This window comes from Fusobacterium sp. DD2 (assembly GCF_018205345.1).
Lineage (GTDB): Bacteria > Fusobacteriota > Fusobacteriia > Fusobacteriales > Fusobacteriaceae > Fusobacterium_A.
Window position 1 is genome coordinate 16,077 of the sequence record NZ_JADRHM010000003.1, and the last position, 18,385, is coordinate 34,461.

The 18,385-nt window shown below is 31.5% G+C and carries 17 protein-coding genes; 1 reads left to right on the plus strand and 16 read right to left on the minus strand.

The annotated features are described in order from the left end of the window. Window positions 1-21: 21 nt before the first annotated feature. The 12 genes from IX290_RS00780 to ligA all read right to left on the minus strand — a co-directional run bounded on the left by IX290_RS00780 (window position 22) and on the right by ligA (window position 13,918). Complete coding sequence (locus IX290_RS00780) at window positions 22-696, minus strand: GntR family transcriptional regulator (protein WP_211491321.1); 675 nt, start codon at window positions 694-696, stop codon at window positions 22-24. A gap of 38 nt (window positions 697-734) precedes the next feature. Further along, the gene (locus tag IX290_RS00785; protein ID WP_211491322.1) at window positions 735-1,286 is read right to left on the minus strand and encodes a LemA family protein; all 552 of its coding nucleotides are present in this window, start codon (window positions 1,284-1,286) and stop codon (window positions 735-737) included. 21 nt (window positions 1,287-1,307) lie between these two features. Beyond that, window positions 1,308-3,122 carry a DUF2207 domain-containing protein gene (locus IX290_RS00790; RefSeq protein ID WP_249168787.1) on the minus strand — a complete coding sequence of 605 codons (1,815 nt, stop codon included), beginning with the start codon at window positions 3,120-3,122 and terminating at the stop codon, window positions 1,308-1,310. Between the two features lie 18 nt (window positions 3,123-3,140). Continuing rightward, window positions 3,141-4,628 carry a carboxypeptidase M32 gene (locus IX290_RS00795; protein ID WP_211491367.1) on the minus strand — a complete coding sequence of 496 codons (1,488 nt, stop codon included), beginning with the start codon at window positions 4,626-4,628 and terminating at the stop codon, window positions 3,141-3,143. Window positions 4,629-4,638: 10 nt separating this feature from the next. Next, window positions 4,639-5,109 (minus strand): thermonuclease family protein, encoded by a 471-nt coding sequence (locus IX290_RS00800; RefSeq protein ID WP_211491324.1) that lies wholly within the window; start codon window positions 5,107-5,109, stop codon window positions 4,639-4,641. A gap of 150 nt (window positions 5,110-5,259) precedes the next feature. Further along, window positions 5,260-5,565: a hypothetical protein gene (locus IX290_RS00805; protein ID WP_211491325.1), complete on the minus strand. Its 306-nt coding sequence runs from the start codon at window positions 5,563-5,565 to the stop codon at window positions 5,260-5,262. A 45-nt stretch (window positions 5,566-5,610) separates the two neighbouring features. Further along, window positions 5,611-6,420, minus strand: a complete 810-nt coding sequence (locus tag IX290_RS00810) for an undecaprenyl-diphosphate phosphatase (protein WP_211491326.1) — start codon at window positions 6,418-6,420, stop codon at window positions 5,611-5,613. A gap of 12 nt (window positions 6,421-6,432) precedes the next feature. Continuing rightward, a complete protein-coding gene (gene rfaD, locus IX290_RS00815) occupies window positions 6,433-7,431 on the minus strand; it encodes an ADP-glyceromanno-heptose 6-epimerase (RefSeq protein ID WP_211491327.1) in 999 nt (332 codons plus the stop codon). Continuing rightward, window positions 7,428-8,276 carry a PHP domain-containing protein gene (locus IX290_RS00820; protein WP_211491328.1) on the minus strand — a complete coding sequence of 283 codons (849 nt, stop codon included), beginning with the start codon at window positions 8,274-8,276 and terminating at the stop codon, window positions 7,428-7,430. Before IX290_RS00820 ends, rfaD begins: the two co-directional genes overlap by 4 nt. A 101-nt stretch (window positions 8,277-8,377) precedes the next feature. Next, entirely contained in the window at window positions 8,378-9,118 is a 741-nt protein-coding gene (locus IX290_RS00825) for a hypothetical protein (RefSeq protein ID WP_211491329.1), read from the minus strand. Between the two features lie 10 nt (window positions 9,119-9,128). Beyond that, complete coding sequence (gene secA, locus IX290_RS00830; RefSeq protein WP_211491330.1) at window positions 9,129-11,807, minus strand: preprotein translocase subunit SecA; 2,679 nt, start codon at window positions 11,805-11,807, stop codon at window positions 9,129-9,131. 95 nt (window positions 11,808-11,902) lie between these two features. Then, a complete protein-coding gene (gene ligA / locus IX290_RS00835) occupies window positions 11,903-13,918 on the minus strand; it encodes an NAD-dependent DNA ligase LigA (RefSeq protein WP_211491331.1) in 2,016 nt (671 codons plus the stop codon). 286 nt (window positions 13,919-14,204) lie between these two features. Between ligA and IX290_RS00840 the strand changes: the two genes are divergently transcribed. Then, window positions 14,205-15,146 carry a manganese-dependent inorganic pyrophosphatase gene (locus IX290_RS00840; RefSeq protein WP_211491332.1) on the plus strand — a complete coding sequence of 314 codons (942 nt, stop codon included), beginning with the start codon at window positions 14,205-14,207 and terminating at the stop codon, window positions 15,144-15,146. Between the two features lie 88 nt (window positions 15,147-15,234). Here the strand turns inward: IX290_RS00840 and IX290_RS00845 are convergent, their stop codons facing one another. The 4 genes from IX290_RS00845 to thyA all read right to left on the minus strand — a co-directional run bounded on the left by IX290_RS00845 (window position 15,235) and on the right by thyA (window position 18,318). Beyond that, window positions 15,235-15,831 carry a hypothetical protein gene (locus IX290_RS00845; RefSeq protein WP_211491333.1) on the minus strand — a complete coding sequence of 199 codons (597 nt, stop codon included), beginning with the start codon at window positions 15,829-15,831 and terminating at the stop codon, window positions 15,235-15,237. 316 nt (window positions 15,832-16,147) lie between these two features. Beyond that, window positions 16,148-16,621 (minus strand): dihydrofolate reductase family protein, encoded by a 474-nt coding sequence (locus IX290_RS00850; RefSeq protein WP_211491334.1) that lies wholly within the window; start codon window positions 16,619-16,621, stop codon window positions 16,148-16,150. A gap of 13 nt (window positions 16,622-16,634) precedes the next feature. Further along, window positions 16,635-17,474: a prohibitin family protein gene (locus IX290_RS00855; RefSeq protein ID WP_211491335.1), complete on the minus strand. Its 840-nt coding sequence runs from the start codon at window positions 17,472-17,474 to the stop codon at window positions 16,635-16,637. A gap of 19 nt (window positions 17,475-17,493) precedes the next feature. Next, entirely contained in the window at window positions 17,494-18,318 is an 825-nt protein-coding gene (gene thyA, locus IX290_RS00860; protein WP_211491336.1) for a thymidylate synthase, read from the minus strand. Between the last annotated feature and the right edge of the window lie 67 nt (window positions 18,319-18,385).

The window sequence follows — 18,385 nt, forward strand, 5'->3', positions numbered from 1 at the left end:
CGATACTCTTTTTCCATTTTATTATGAATCCTGATATTTAATAATATAATTAAAGTGAAGATGAAGTCCTTTAAGACTTTTCTCAGTATCTCCCTCTATTAGTCCCTCTATAATCTGTCTGTGGACATTTTGCAGATGCTTTTCACTTTTCATTCCAACAATAATTCTTCCTCTTAATTTTGGAATATACATACTGATAATTTTAGTTAAAGCACTATAGTTGCATATCATATAATCATTTCCTGTTGCTTCAATAAGAAGATAGTGAATAGCCTTGTCATGCAACGCTCCTTCATCTTCATCAGTACAATCTTCCAGTGCTTCAAGATGATACAAAAGACCTTCCTTTATTTCTTCAGGAAGTTTACCAGAAATAATATTCACAGCCTGCCATTCCAATGCATATCTGAACTCAGTAATCTGTTTATCATTCATTCCACGCATTATATACATAAAACTCATAATCTCAGTTATTGTATCTTCAAATTTTGCAGAAACATAGTTTCCTGACCCATGCTGACTTGATATTATCCCCACATTATCCAGAACTTTTAAACCCTCTCTTACTGAATTACGGCTTATTCCCAATATTTTAGCCAAATCCCTTTCTGACGGAATCTTATCTCCAATCTCCAATTCCTTGTTATAAATCTTATCCCAGATAAATTCACTTACTTTCGTATGTGATTTTTGCATCAATTGTCACCTCTTAGTTTCTAGAAAAATTCAGCTTTTTAAAACTGAACTTTTGGAGCAACTTTTGCTGATTCCTCAACTTTAAACAGTGGCTCCTCTTTAAAATTAAACATTCCAGCAATAATATTTCCTGGAATCATTTTTATTGCCTGGTTGTATGCTGTTACAGTATCATTATAAAATTGTCTTGCATAACCTATCTTGTCTTCAACATCTTTTAATTGTCTTTGTAAATCCATAAAATTCTCATTAGCTTTTAATTCAGGATAGCTTTCAGATACCATCATAAGTCTACTTAATACTGAACTTAACTCTCCACTTGCTTTTATTTTTTCATCAACTGTTCCAGCAGTAGTATAACGAGTTCTGGCAGATATCACTTTTTCAAGAGTATCTTTCTCATGAGTTGCGTATCCTTTTACAGTTTCAACAAGATTTGGAATTAGATCAAATCTTTTTTGAAGTTGAACATCTATCTGACTCCATGAATTTTTTACTCTTTCATGAAGTTTAACAAATTTATTTTGATAACCTATCACAGTTAATATAAGTATTGCTATTATAGCAATAATAATTATTAAAAATACCATAATCTATTCCTCCCTGATGTTTTAAAAAGCTCCGCCGCCACCACGGCCACCGCCACCTCCTGAAGATCCACCGCTAAATCCTCCACCACTTCCCATAGGAGATGAAGCATTTGATTTAGCTATGCTTTCAAGAGAACGACGAACTGCTCTTTCTGTACTTCCCTGAACATTCTTAAACATATTACTATATAGATACATTCCCATTAGAGAACTTCCAGCAACATTCATTACTCCTGTATCTGTTCCAACTGATTTTTCTGACATAACCTTTTTGTATCCTTTAGCTACTTTTTCAGCTACACCTAATGCTACAGCATATACAAAATAGTGTTCCCACAGCTGAATTGAAGCTAATTTTGCTTCTTCTAAGTTACTATAGTCAACTAAAAACTTTTTAAAAGCTTGCCATCTTGCATAGGCTTTTTCTTTTTCCAAACTAAATCTTTTACGAGACAGTGTGTAAGGAAGAAGAAGAAATCCTAACACTACTAAAACCACAAAGATAGGAGTGTCAAAATATGCTGAAAGAGGCATTCCTCCAACGAAATATCCCATACCTGTTAACATTCCAAGTGATGTTGATAATTTATCTCTCTTATCATTTCTAAGATTTTTAGAAAGCATTGCACTATAAACCATAGTTTGCCATCTTTCATAGTTGTCATTAAAGGCTATAGCTTTACTCTTAGTATTTATATTTTTATCAATATCTTCAATTACAACCTGATTTCCATCTCCAAGTTCTTTAATATACCACTCTATTAAAAAGCTCTCATAATCTTTTAAGAATTCACGTTTTTCACCAGCATATTGAAGTATTGTCTTTCCATTTTCTTCTACCAGTTTTAACTCTTTTCTTCTTACTAAATCTAAAAGGCTTGCAAAAAGCTCCTTAGATTCAGGATATAGTTTTCTTGATACTAATGTTCCTGCAATAGCTGGGCTATAACTATCAGGAAGCTCTCTAAAATATTCACCATATTCATTTACAACTTTATGTCTTTTACTATTTTTAATATAGATATAGACTATTAAAAATAACCACCATATAACACCGATTGCAAAAACAACTCTTCCAAAGAAAAGTTTTGCTGCTGCAGCTTTTCTCTGATTATTAGCTTCCTCTGCAAGCTTTTTTTCCATTGCAAGGATTCTATTTAAAGCCCTCTCATTTTTTACCATAAATGGATTATAATCACTTATAAGTTTTTTAGGAAATAAAATATTTGCTTCTAAAAATTCTCCAGGTCTATAGTTATCAAGTGTATAGACAATCTCCTGTCCATTTTCAATATCTATATTTCCTGTTAAAGGACCATGACCAAAAGCATATATATCCTTTTTTGATACAGCTTTTGGTAGAACTACCGTAAGTTTAATATGCTCAATTCCTACGTCCCAGTCCTTACCAACCATTTTCCTATTTAGTTGAGCAATATCTCTATAAACTGTGACTCCCTTACTTAAAGTATATTTAAAAATAAATTCTTTTGCTTCATTTCTTGCTGGAGCATAGAGTTTTATCTTATAAAGTCCACCTTTTTCGCCTATTGAATATGTTCCTCTATCTGGATAATTGCTCTCAACTGCACGTTCAAATCTGTTTTTACCCTCTTCATAAAAAACTTGTAAATTTTCTAATTTCCCATAGCCTAAAGCATCTATATTATAAAATATTCCATTTATATCTGAAATATTATATAAAACCCTTTCCTCTACATTGATACTTCCGTCATTTTGAATATCAGCAGTAATATCCAGGTTCTCTATCCTGTATGCTGGACGTCCCAGTACTACACTGCATAAAAGAATAAATATCAAGGCTATCTTTTTCATTACTTTCACCTACTCATTTTAGACATTGAGATTATATATCTTTGAATATTTTTCCTTCAAATAATCGATGTAATATTGTGGATTTAATTCCTCTCCAGTAATCTTTTTTACAATCTCTTCTGTTTCCTTAAATCTACCATATTTATGTATCTTATTTCCAAGCCATTCTTTTATTGCTGACAAATCTCCACTTTCTAAAACTTTGTCTACATCAATATCTTTTTTCATAGCATAATATATCTGAGCTGAATATGCACTTCCTAATGCATAAGATGGGAAATATCCTACAAGTCCACCTTCCCAATGAACATCCTGCAATACTCCGTCTCTATCACTTTCAGGAGCTACTCCAACATACTCAAGCATCTTCTTTTTCCATATTTCAGGTAGATTTTCAGTACTTATCTTTCCTTCTACAATTTCCTTTTCAATCTCATATCTTACCATTATATGAAGAGAATATGTAAGCTCATCTGCTTCAGTTCTTATTAGAGATGGTTCAACAATATTTATCTCCTTATAGAACTCATCTAAAGATATCTCATTTAAAACTGGAATATATTTTTTAGCATCATTATAAATGCCTTTCCAAAAAGATTTGCTTCTTCCAATTATATTCTCATAAAATCTTGACTGAGATTCATGAATTCCCATAGAACCACCAGTTCCAAGTGTTGTATTTACAAGTTCATCTCCTATCTGCTGTTCATAGATACCATGTCCTGTCTCATGTATAGTACTAAAAATAGCAGAAAAAGGATTATCCTTAATATATTTTGTTGTAAGTCTCACATCATTTTTATTTATATTTAATGTAAATGGATGCTCACTCTCTCTTACAACACCTCTATCAAAATCAAATCCAAGATACTCTCCAATTTTTCTATTAAATGCTTTTTGCTTTTCTATATCTGTATCTACTAAGAGCTTTCTTGGCTCATTTCCCTTTTCAATAATTTTCTTTAAAAGAGGCACAATCTCTTTTTTTAAAGAGTTAAAAAATCTGTCTAACTTTTCAGTTGTCATTCCTTTTTCGTAATCACCTAATATTACATCATATAGGCATTTTTCATCTTTACGATTATAGTTAGCAAATTTGACTATAAAGTCAAAAATTTTCTGCAAATAACCCTTATAGATATCGTAATTGTCAGTTATTTTTGCCTCTTCCCATATAGCCTGGGTTTTAACAGCTAACTCTGAAAATTCCTGATACTCCTGTGGAGGTATATTCTTCATCTTCTCAATTTCTTTTCCTATAAGCTCTATCTCTTTTCTTTCAATATCGCTCAGTTCCTCTTTTTTTGATTTAAGATTTTCAACTATCTCTAAAAATTCCTTTGAAGTTGAAAGATTATACTCTTTCATACTTAAATATCCTACTATTTCTGAAAGATAATCTTTTCCTTTTTTAGGTGTACAAGTTTCCAGGTCCCACTGAAGTATCTCTAATGCTCCCTCTATTTTCTTCTTTTCTTCAATAGTATCTCTAAACTTTTTTAATATGTCATTCACACTAATCCTCCCTCTTATGTTTCAATCTGTAATCTCTTGGATTTTCTAAATTTTCATATTTCCAAAGTCCTTTTTTCTCTTTTCTGGCATTTTCATATGCCTTCTTATACTCTCTATTACTCTTAGCATAGTACTCATAAAACCATGCATTTCCAGATTCAAGCATCTGAAGATTTACATCTTTATTTTTGTAGATGATTTTCCCTATTTTTCTTCCGTATTTATCCTCATCCATAACTTTAACATCAATATTTTTCCCAAGGATAATATTTTCAAGAAAAACTTTGCTCTCTTTTCCATGTTCCTGATGAAGTTCTGGAGCATCAATTCCATACATCCTTATTCTGTAGGTTTTTTTCCCAGATTTTAGATAAAAACTATCACCATCAGATACTTTTACAACTTTTCCACTTAAAGCAAAAGAAAAAATTGTATTTAAGAATATTAATAAAGAAATTAAAAATTTTTTCATCTTATCCCTCTCTAAAAAGTAATACATTTGTTATATTATACCACATCTTGAATTATTACTCTCCTAAAAAATGAATTAATTTCAAAAAAAGTGCTAAGCCCATTGAACTTAGCACGTTTTCCACACAGAAAGCTTCATTATAGTGCTGCACTATATAAAAGACACTAAAAATACGCCACCTATTAAAATCTGTGATGCATATAGTCCAAAAACAACTCTTTTTCCTATATAATTTCTTTTAGATATTTCCTCATTTAAATAACAATTTGTGCAATTACTTTTTCCATCAACTGTACAAATTCTATTTTTCCCATATGTACAAATACCCTTTGACCCAGATTTTAAATAATAAAGTTTTCCTTTAATTTTTACTATTCCATTCATTTTATTTACATAACTTCTTAAAACAATGAAAAGTATAATATAACCTAAAATAAGGTATAACAACTTAGACACCTCTATATCTGAAAATTTGTAAATCTCTCCTCAGTATTTTTATTATCAGATAAATATTGCTAGAAGTACTATTATTCCCAAAATAATTCTATAGACTCCAAAGAATACAAAGTCTCGTTTCTTTATATAAGCCATAAACCATTTTATAACTATGTAAGCAACTACAAATGCTATAACTGTTCCAATCCCTATAAGCTGCCATTCAGAACTTGTAAAATGCATACCATTTTTTATAAGTTTTAAAAACGTAGCTCCAAACATTGTTGGTATTGCAAGAAAGAAAGAGTATTCAGTTGCAACTTCTCTTGAAAGACCTAAAAGCAATGCTCCTATTATTGTTGCTCCAGACCTTGATGTTCCAGGAATCATAGCAAGACATTGGAAAAAACCTATAATAAAAGCCAATTTATAACTAAGTTTTCCCATTGTATTGATTTTTCCCTCTGATTTATTATATTTTTCTATAACAATCAGCAAAATTCCATAAAATATCAATGTAGTTGCTACTACAAATACATTTCCCATAAAATACTCTGAGATATAATCATCTAGTAGCAGCCCTATTACCACTGCTGGTAATACTCCTACTATTACTTTTACCCACAATCTCATTCTCAAGATAAAATCTTTTTTAGTTTTTACAAAAGGGGTAAGTTTATCCCAAAAATATATCACCACTGCAAGTATTGCTCCAAGCTGCACAATTATCAGGAAACTGTCCATAAACTGTTTTGATAATCCTACATCGCCTAAAAACTTTTCTACAAGAATCATATGTCCTGTACTACTTACAGGAAGGAACTCTGTCATTCCTTCAACTACTGCTAAAATTATTACTAATAATATCGGACTCATTAAAAAACCTCTCTATAAATACTTATCTTCTTTTGCAAGATAGTTTTCTACATAATCCTTTACTCCATCTTCTAGTTTAGTAAATTCTTTTGTATATCCTGCTCTTTTCAATTTTGCCATAGAAGCTTGAGTAAAATATTGATATCTTCCTCTCAAATCTTCTGGCATAGGAATAAATTCTACAACTTCTTCCTGTTTAAGTTCTGGATTTCCAGAAGCAGCTCTCATTGTTGCCATTGATAAATCTAAGAAACTTCTAGCTTCTCCTGTACCAATGTTGTATACTCCTGATTCAACTTTATTATTAAGCATATAGTAGATAACATCTACAACATCTTTTAAATAAACAAAGTCTCTTAATTGCTCTCCATCTTTAAATCCCTCTTTATAAGATTTAAATAGTTTTACTCCACCATTTTCTTTATATTGATTAAATGTATGGAAAACCATTGATGCCATTCTTCCTTTATGGTACTCCTGAGGTCCATATACATTGAAAAACTTAAGTCCACACCATTGTTTTGGAGCTATTCTTTGTTTGAAAGCCCAGTCATCAAATATCTTTTTAGAATATCCATATTTGTTTAATGGTTGTAATTTTTTTAGTTCTTCTGGAGTAACATCGTCATTGTAACCAAGTTCTCCTCCACCATAAGTTGCTGCAGAAGATGCATATACAAATGTTATCTGTCTTTGAGAACAAAATTCCCACAATTTTTTAGTATAACCATAGTTATTAGACATTAAGAAATCTGCATCACGTTCAGTAGTTGCAGAGCATGCCCCCATATGTACAACTCCTGTTATTTTTTCAGCATTTGCAGAAACTGATAACCAGTCAAAAAGGTCATCTCTATCTACCCAGTCAGCATAATCTCTTTTTCTTAAATTAAGCCATTTGTCCTCAGTTCTCATTTTATCTACAACAATAATGTCATTGATTCCCATCTCATTTAATTTCCATACTACTGCACTTCCTATCATTCCAGCAGCACCTGTTACAATAATCATAGATTATCCTCCTTCATCTCTTTTCTTTTATTTTTTATCACTTCTAACTGTGAATAATCAAGTCCTCCATCTCCAATAGCAACACCCATTCTGTTAATACCATGAAAATCTGAACCACCTGTTATCCCAAGTCCATGTTTCTTTGCAAGTCTTTTTAAAGACTTTATCTGAGTTTTAGAAAAAGAGCTATATTGAGCTTCTAAAGCATCTAAACCAAGTGGTTTTAATCTCTCAATAAGTTTTTCTAAAACCTGCATATCAGAACTTATAAGCAGTGGATGTGCAAGAGATACAAAACCTCCATTTTTTTTAATAATTTTTACTGCCCTCTCTGGTGGAAAATTCTCCTTTGTTTCATAGACAGAACCATGTTTTCCCAAATATTTTACAAAGGCTTCATCTTTACTTTGAACTATTCCTTTTCTTAAAAGATAGTTTGCAAAATGAAGTCTACTTACAATATTTCCAGGAGCCATCTTCTTAAGTTCATCAACATCTATTATTATACCAATTTTTTTGAAATTTTCTATAATTTTTAAATTTCTTGTTTCTCTGGCTTTTTTTAATTCTTCTATCTCATCCATAAACTCTTTGTCCTCTAAGTTGAGATAGTATCCTAAAACATGTACCTCTAAATTTGCATCGTTACAGGAAATCTCTATTCCTGGAATATACTCAAGCCCTATATCTCCTGCAGCCTTTTCTCCTGCTTTTACTCCTGCAACTGTATCGTGATCAGTTATAGAAACAGCTCTAACATTATTAGCTATAGCTCTTTTAATAACCTCTTCTGGAGTATATGTTCCATCTGATTCAACAGTATGTATGTGCATATCTACCTGCATAAATCTTTCCTCCCATCAGAAAAGAAAAACCCTCATAAACTAACTATGAGGGCTCTCTGTTCAAAGTCATATGTTTACTTTCAAATAATGTCTATCTGATATTAGTTATCCCATTTATCCAATGTTGAGAAATACTCTGGATATGCTAGATATAATGCCTTTGCATTGACATTATTTCTCTCTAATGAAGATACTTTTTCTTTGTTGTCAATATTTGTAAGTTGGATAGTTCTATCAGATAATTCTTTATTATACCAAGCTCTCTCGTTATAGAACTCATCTCTTTTTATAAATTTGTTTAATAATTTTCTAAGTCTCTTAGTATCTTTTTGTGAAAGATCACTTTGTTTTGAAAAAGCTACTATCTCTTCCCATTCTTCTGGTGTAGCTACTTCATTTTTTATATGACTTGCAGGTGTTTCCATTTTTAAGAATGATTCTCTTACCATAGCGTCAACTAATGCCTTAGGATTTTTTATATTGTTGTCAGCTAGGTAGAATTTTCTTGGCATTCTCTTATTATAAGTAGTTACCAAGTCTAAGAATTTTTCATAGTCTTCTTGAGATATCTCTTCAGGTTTCATTTTTTCAAGAGATAATAAGAAATTAAAATCTTTCTCACTCATTTTTCCTGTTTTTCTTAAATAAATAATCGGATTTTCATTTCCATACCAATCTGGAATTAAAGCTTCCCCCTGGATTACTCTCACAATTGTCTGGTCCCAAGCCTTTGCTGATTCTTTATCTATTGAATACTTCTTTTCTAATGAAGCTCCACTTTCAAAAGAACTACAAGAGGCCATTACACAAACAGCAAATAATGTTAAAATTGTCTTTTTCATGCAATCCTCCTTATAATCTTCCGCAACAGTTTTTATATTTCTTACCACTTCCACAAGAACATGGTGAATCTGGTGTTAACTCCTCTGCTGGAACATTTTCTACTCCACTTTCATCTTCTGAAGTATACTCTGTTATCTCCTCTTGATCATTTTTCATCTCCATTGCCTTTTCCTCTTCTTCATCTTTTATAATTACTTTGAAAAGGAATGAAGTTGTTTGTTCTTTTATAGTTTCAATCATTTGTTCATATAGATCTCCAGAAATAAGTTTATACTCTACAACTGGATCTCTTTGTCCATAAGCTCTTAAATAGATACCTTCTTTTAATCCATCTAAAGCTTTTAAGTGTTCTCTCCATCTTGCATCTGTAACTTCGAAAAGAATATATTTTTCAAGTCTTCTCATTAAGTCTCTACCAATTTTTTCTTCTTTTTCGTTGTATTGAGCTAAGATTTCATCATATAGTTTTTGACTATACTCTTCAACACTCATAGATTTATATTCATTCATATCTTCAATTTCATAACGATAGTTTTCTTTTAAATATTCAGCAAGTCCTGTAATATCCCAGTCCTCTTTATATTCAGCAGTAAATCTTTTTGCCACTTGAGCAAATATTGTTTCATGAAGCATATTGATGATATTGTCTTTTAAGTCATCCTTTTCCATAGCTTCGTTTCTACTTGCATAAATAGCTGTTCTTTGCTTATTCATAACGTCGTCAAATTCAAGAAGGTTCTTTCTGATTCCAAAGTTTCTTGATTCAATCTTAGTTTGAGCATTTGCAATAGCCTTGTTAATCATTGAGTGAGTAATAGGCTCTCCTTCTGGAAGTCCTAATTTTTCCATAACATGTTTAACTCTATCTGAACCAAATAGTCTCATTAAATCATCTTCAAGTGATAGATAGAATTCTGATTCTCCAGGGTCTCCCTGTCTTCCTGCTCTACCTCTTAATTGGTTGTCTATTCTTCTAGATTCGTGTCTTTCTGTACCTAGAATAAATAATCCACCAAGAGCTTTAACTTTTTCTCCCTCTTGTGCACACTGCTCATTATATTTTGCTAATATTTCAGGATATTTTTCATTATCCTTTGTTTTTGCTTCAGCAAGAGCTAAGAATTCTGGATTTCCTCCAAGCATAATGTCTGTACCTCTACCTGCCATGTTTGTAGCAATAGTTACAGCTCCAAGTCTTCCTGCCTGAGCAACAATCTCAGCTTCCTTTGCGTGGTATTTAGCATTCAATACATTGTGAGGTATTTTTTTATCTTTAAGTATTTGAGATAACTCCTCAGAACTTTTTATAGATATAGTACCTACAAGTACTGGTTGACCTTTCTTATGCAGCTCCTGTATTCTTTCAACAATTGCATTTATTTTTTCTCTACGTGTCTTATAAACTAAGTCAGCATGGTCTTTTCTTATTACTGGCTTATTTGTAGGAATAACAATTATTTGCAGTCCATAAGTATGAACAAACTCAGCAGCCTCTGTTTCAGCTGTACCAGTCATTCCTGAAAGTTTATTATACATTCTGAAATAGTTTTGTAATGTAATAGACGCAAGAGTTTGGTTTTCTCCAGCAATACGAACTCCCTCTTTAGCTTCAATAGCCTGGTGAAGTCCATCTGAGTATCTTCTTCCTTCCATTGCTCTTCCTGTAAACTCATCTATTATTATTACCTGTCCCTCTCTTACAAGATAATCTCTATCTCTTTTGAAAAGTTCTTTAGCTTTTAAAGCCTGGTTTAAATAGTGTGTAAGTTCTACATTTTCAGGTGAATATAGGTTTTCAAGTTTTAATAACTTTTCAACTTTAGCTATACCTTTCTCTGTAAGAACTATATTTTTAGATTTTTCATCAACTTCATAATCTCCTAATTGATCCATAGGAAGCTCTTTTTTAAGTTTGATATCTTTGATTTTTTCACTTTCAAAACTTCTATCAAGCATTGATACAACCTGATAGAAAATTTGATACCATTTTGTTGAATCTTCAGCTGCCCCTGAAATAATTAGAGGTGTTCTAGCTTCGTCAATTAAAATAGAGTCAACTTCATCAACTATACAGTAGTTAAGTTCTCTTTGAACTTTTTCATCTACTGATCCAACCATGTTGTCTCTTAAATAGTCAAATCCAAACTCAGAGTTTGTACCATAAGTAATATCACTGTTATACGCTTTCTTTCTTTCATCTGTTGTAATTCCATTTAAAATTACTCCTGATGTAAGTCCTAAGAAGCTATATAATCTTCCCATAAAATCTCTATCTCTTTTTGCAAGATAATCATTTACTGTTATTACATGAACTCCATGACCAGCTAATGCATTTAAGTATACTGGACAAGTTGCAACAAGAGTTTTACCTTCTCCTGTTTTCATCTCTGTTATTTTACCTTCGTGAAGTACTACTCCTCCAATAAGTTGAACATCATAGTGTCTCATACCAAGAGTTCTCTTTGATGCCTCTCTTACTGTTGCAAATGCTTCTACTAAGATATCATCTAATGTTTCCCCTTTTGCCAGTCTCTCTTTAAAGATAACTGTCTTTTCTTTTAACTGCTCGTCAGTTAATTTTTCATAATCTGGTTCTAAAGCATTGATAGCATCCACAATCTTTTTTATTCTTCTTACTTCTCTATCATTTTTAGTCCCAAAAATTTTCTTAAAAATATCTCCTATCATTTATGTTCCTCTCTTTAAATTTTTTTGTCTATACCTCGTCACGATATATGCTACCACAAAAATATTCCATAGTCAATGCAATGGATTTTTTGAAGTTATTTTTTATTGCACATATCAATAAACTCATCTTCTGTTATAATTTTTACTGTTCCTAAATCCTGTGCTTTTTTAAGTTTACTTCCAGCTTTTTCTCCCACTATTAAATAGTCAAGATTTCTACTTACAGCTGATAGATTTTTACCTCCAAGTTTCTCAATTGCTTCTTTTATTTCATCTCTTTTGAAGTTTTTAAGAGTTCCTGTAAATAGGAAAGTCTTTCCTATAAAAATCTGCTCTTCTGTATTTTCCTCAGCTGTTTCCTCTTCAGCAAATTGAAGTCCATGTTCTCTAAGAGAATTTATAAGGGAAATCTTTTCCTCATCTCTTACAAAGTCATAGATAGCCTGAGCCATCTTGTCTCCTATTCCCTCTATTCCCATAAGTTCCTCAACTGACATAGCCATAAGTCTGTCTATATTTTTAGTCTCTTTAGCTAAAAGTTTAGCTGAAGTCTTTCCAACATATGGTATTCCAAGAGCACATAGTACCTTTGAATACTCTCTTTTTTTACTGTCTTCAATGGCAATAAGAAGTTTATCTACACTTCTTTTTCCCATTTTCTCAAGCTTTTCAAGCTCTTCTCTATGCTCTTTTAAAGAATATATATCTACAATATTTTTCACAAATCCAAGTTTTAGCATATTTTCAACTATCTTACTTCCAAAACCTGCTATATTCATTGCATCTCTTGATACAAAATATATAAGTTCTCCCTCTATCTTACCTGGACATTGAGGATTTGGACATTTAATATCTACCTGTCCCTCCTGTCTTACTACCTTGGTATTACATATAGGACAGTGAGTAGGTTCAATAATCTCAGTTTCACTTCCATCTCTTAACTCTTTTACAGATGTTATAACCTGTGGAATTATTTCAGCTGCTTTTTCTATAAATACTGTATCCCCTATTTTAATACTCTTTCTTTCTATCTCCTGAAAATTATGAAGGCTTGCTCTTTTTACCCTGCTTCCTGACAGTTCTACCTCATCAAGTTCTGCAACAGGAGTTATCTTTCCTGTTCTTCCTACCTGCCATGTTACTCCAGTTATTTTAGTAGTTACCTGTTTAGCAGGAAATTTAAAGGCAATAGCCCATCTTGGGCTCTTAGTAGTTGTTCCAAGTTCATCCCATAATTCAATATTATCTACCTTTATAACCATACCATCTGTTTCATAGTCAAGTTCTTCTCTCTTTTCTCCCCAGTAGTCAATTCTCTTCATCAACTCTGAAGCTGTTTTGCATACTTCACATATTCCAGTTGTTTTGATTCCTAAAGAACTTAGGTATGCCAGACTTTCACTGTGAGATTTAAATCCCATCTTTCCAGCATCTATAAGGAAATAAAAATACGCATCCAGTCCTCTCTCTTTTATAATAGAAGAATCAAGCTGTCTTAACGTACCACTTGCTGCATTTCTAGGGTTAGCAAAGACATCCTCTCCATTTTCCAGTCTTTTTTCATTCAGTGCTTCAAATCTGCTAATTGGAAGAACTACCTCTCCTCTTATCTCCATATCTACTTCCTCTTTAAGAGTTTTAGGAAGTGACTCTATCTGAATAATATTTTCTGTAACATCTTCTCCTATCTGTCCATCTCCTCTTGTTACAGCCTTTACAAGTTTTCCCTTTTCATATTGAACACTTATAGAAAGTCCATCTAATTTTAATTCAAGAGCATACTCTACCTTTGTATCCTGAGGCAAAAGTTTTTTTACTCTAGTTGTAAAATCTTTTATCTCTCCTTCATTATACGTATTTGAAAGACTTAACATCGGTCTTTTGTGTGTAACCTTTTGAAACTTGGTAGATTTCAAATCAGTTGCTCCAACAACCTGAGTAGGAGATTGTGAATCTGCATACTGAGGATATTCCTCTTCAAGTTTTTTAAGTTGTGCCAGCATCTTATCAAACTCTACGTCTGAAATAAGGCTGCTATTATTTGTATAGTAATAATCACTATACATCTTAATTTTTTCTCTCATTTCCTCAATTTTTTTCTTTACGTCCATTTTAATACTCCTATCACTATAATTAAAATTTTTCCTTTATTTACTCATAATCAATTTCTTCAAATTCAATATATTTTATAAATTGCATCTCTAGATTATTATATCATTTTTTCCCAACCTTGTGTCACTTAATTGAAAAATCATTTCCCCTTTATACTTCAGCTTCTGTTTTTACTCTCTTTTCCTTTATAAAACCTTTATATATTCTTGCCTTTCAAATATTTACAAAATTCAAAAAAAGTGATATGATAGGGAAGTAAACATATATATTTTTTAAGGAGGCCTTATGGAAAAAATTCTTATAACTGGACACAAGATTCCAGATACTGACTCTATATGTTCAGCTATTTCATATACTGAATTAAAACATGCACAAGGTGTTGAAAATGCTGTAGCTTGTAGACTTGGAAAAATCAGCAGAGAAACTCAATATGCTTTAGACCATTTTGGTGCTGAAGCTCCAATATTATTAGATAACGTAAATCCAGATGAAAATGGAAATAAAAAGAAAGTTATTTTAGTAGACCACAATGAGAGATTCCAAACTCCAGATGGTATTGAAAATGCTAAAATACTTGAAGTTATTGACCACCACAAATTTCATCTAATTACTGATGAACCTTTAAAAATAATTGCAGATACAGTTGGATGTACTTCTACACTTGTTTTCAGACTATATAAACAAGCTGGAATTACTCCTTCAAAAAGAGCAGCTGGACTTATGATGAGTGCTATTATATCTGATACACTTTTATTCAAATCTCCAACTTGCACACCTGAAGATATCGCAGCTGTTAAAGAGTTATCAAAACTTGCTGGAGAAGAAGATTATGAAGATTATGGTATGAAACTTCTTATAGAAGGAACTACTTTATCTGACAAAACTCCAGATGAAATCATCACTATGGATATGAAAGAATTTGATATGAATGGTAAAACTGTAGCAGTAGCACAAGTTAATACTGTTGATACTAAAGGAACTCTATCTATGCAAGAAACTCTAGAAAAAGCTATGAATGCCAGAATAGATGAAAAAGGATATGATTTATTTGTTCTAATCATTACTGATATCATCAAAGCTGGTTCTTATGTATTAGTTGCAGGTAAAACACCTGAATTAGTTGAAAAAGGATTTAAAGTAACTCTAGATAATAATACAGCTTGGCTTGAAGGTGTTGTTTCTAGAAAGAAACAAGTTGTACCTTTCATGTTAGAAGCTAGCAAATAATAAAATTAAGGCGATGTTAACCATCGCCTTTTTTGTCAAAAAACAATTGGGCAGATGATTATCTGCCCAATTTTAGCTATTTTTAATGTTATCCATTATACGCCAATGCTTTCAATGCCTTTCCAACTATTGGTATATAATTTTCATTAATCTGTCCTGTATAAAGTGACATTACATATTTTAATCCATATTTATTAAATCTGACTATAAAATCTTTAGGTCTACCTTTACCTTCTAATGTATTGTAGTATTTTTTCCAAGCTTTAGCACAATCCTCTAAGTTTTTTGGTGGAACTCCTGCCAGTTTATATTTGTAATATAAACAGCAATAAATTATTGAAAGTCTATTATCTACTTTCAAATCTTTAAATTTAATATTTTCGTATCCTAAAGCCTTTAATTTTTCTTTATCCTCTTCAGTAAGTCTTGAATCTACAAAACTATAACCCGCTTTACTTATCTGTGATAAACACAGATTACCATTCCCTTTATATGTCCCATATAAAGTCTCTGCACTTACTGTTCCATTGATTAAAAGGTCCCATTTATCAATATTTTCATAATCAAAGATAACGTTATTTATCTCGTGTATTTCTTTTGCAAGCTCTTCTGGATCAACATTATAGCCAACTGCACTGGAAATTGTTGATAGAATTATAAACAACACCAATACTATTTTTTTCATCATTTTCCCTCCTCAGAAACTAATATCGAGTAGGAGCTCCATGTGTGTTAGTACTTGTCGTTATGGTCTTATTTTTTAGTCGGTATTTTTCTCAAATTAGTTTATTTTTTAATCACTGTTTTTCAATTATTTTACTTCAATACATTTAAATACAATTTTAACTTAAGTGGATAAAAAAAATCATATTATTATACCACATTTTCCTGTTACAATACAAAAGATATTTTATGTATTTTTGTTTACAATCATTTAGAAATAAAAAAGCCCATTTTCAGACACTTTGAAAATGAGCTTTCAATTTTAATATTGTATTTTTCTATTTTTTCTCATAAACATAAGAGATAAAATCATTATATTCTATACTGGATACTACCCTATATCCATAATCTTCTACTACTGGTAAATATAAAGGAGAAGTTGCTTCTTTTACCTCTATATTATCTTTTAATCTTGAAATATATAATCTATCCATTGGATATGTTTTTAGGTAATGTTCATACACAGTTGCTCCACCACATATAAAAATATCCTTTCCAGTCCCTTCATATTTTTTTACTATATCATCAAAATTATCTTTAGAAGAGATTACAACTACATCTCTTGTTTTTTCCATAAGTTTAATTGGAACATATTTTGCAGTGTTTTTTCCAAATACAACAACATTTCCAACTGTCTTTTCCTTAAAAAATTGTAACTCCTCTTTTGAATGCCATAAAAGTCCATTGCCTTCAGGATTTCTATCTCCCATAAGGTTATCTTTTGCAACACACACTATCATATTAACTGCCATTTATTCCTCGTTTCTATCTGTCTACGTCTATAAAACTATTTGCATTTCCCTGAACTTTTGGCAAATGCCCATCCCATTTTTCTATTGTCATTTTCTTTATAAGCTGAGGTGTTAATGAGTTTGATTCAATAAGATTTGCCTGAGCCTGAAGCTCCTTAACTTTAAGCTGATATTCAGCAAGTTTAACTCTGTTTTCAGCTTCAACTATAAGTTTTTGCTGTTCAGCTTTTGCCTTTTCTACTGCCTGTTCTGCTACTTTTTTAGCTTCTATGGCTTTTTCATACTCATCTGAAAAATCATGATTTACAATTGAAATATTAGAAACCTGAAGTCCATATAAATTAAAATCATCTTTCAAATCATCAAATATAACTTTTGATATTTCAGCTCTTTTACTTACAAATTCCTCAATTGTATACTTAGCAATTGTAGCTTGTACTATCTCTCTTGTTCTAGGTCTTATAAATCTATCCTCATGTGCTCCTTTAAAAGCTCTATATAATTTTTCAGGATCAATTATGCTTGCTTGAACTGTTATTTCAATATTGATAGATTGCATATCTTTGGTACTTACAACCATAGAATTGTCAGTTGCTCCAGCTTTTTCATCAAATTTTTTATTCAATCCCTGACGGGTAAAATCATAAATTTTTTCCCTTACTTCCATTATTGTTTTAGTTTCAACTATAGGAAGCTTAAAATGAAGTCCTTCTCCTTCAATTCTGCTTACTTTACCAAAAGTACTAACTATAGCTACTTCACCAGTATTAACTGTATAATAACTCATAAGTCCCAAGGCAATTACTACTAATATACAGATTCCTATCAGTCCACTTAAAATCTTTTTTCCCATACATTACCACCTCATATAGCTAAATTGCTATTTCATAAGATATTTTATCTCCATACTTATAATCTGTTATCTCTACATCATCAGGTTTAAAATCAAAAATCGAAGTAAAGTTATTTATTTTTAATTTTGCTCCAGGATACTCCTCTCTTTGAACCTGCTCTAAAAGTTTATCCATATGTCTATCATAAATATGCATGTTATGAATATTCCAGATAATGTCAGCAGGTTTTAATCCGCATTCCATAGCAACTAACTTGTGTAATACAGCATATTGGAATACATTGGCTACAAGTCCTAAAGCAACGTCACATGAACGCTGTCTTACTTCAAGATAAAGTCTATCTCCTACGACACTCCATTGAGTCAGATGCACACAAGGAGTTAGTGCCATTTGATCTAACTCTTCTGGAACCCAGATTTCTGTCATTATTCTTCTGCTATTTGGATTATTCTTAAGTTCATTGATTATATAATGAAGTTGTGATTCATGGCCAAATGTCTTTTTAGCTATCTGATAACCATAAGCTTTTCCTATTGTTCCATCTTCAAGCTTCCATTCATTCCAGAATTTACATTTTAGTTTCTCTAATTCATTTACGTCATTAGACTGCATAATCCATATCCAATATAATTCCCTTATAGGAGCTTTATTTGGTGCAAATCTCGTAGTTATAAGCTGTGCCTCATCATCTGAGTTATCAAGTCTAAACTGATATCCTATATAGCTTTTATAATGAGCTGGAGTCCCATCTGCATAAACTGTTCTTACCTTTCCTTCGCTCCAAATTCCCTTTTCATTTATCGTTTCAACTATTTTTCTGTACTCTTTATCAAATTTTGACATACCATCCTCCTATAATTATCCATATTTTTCCTTTTATATTCTATCATAACTATCATATCTGTCAATT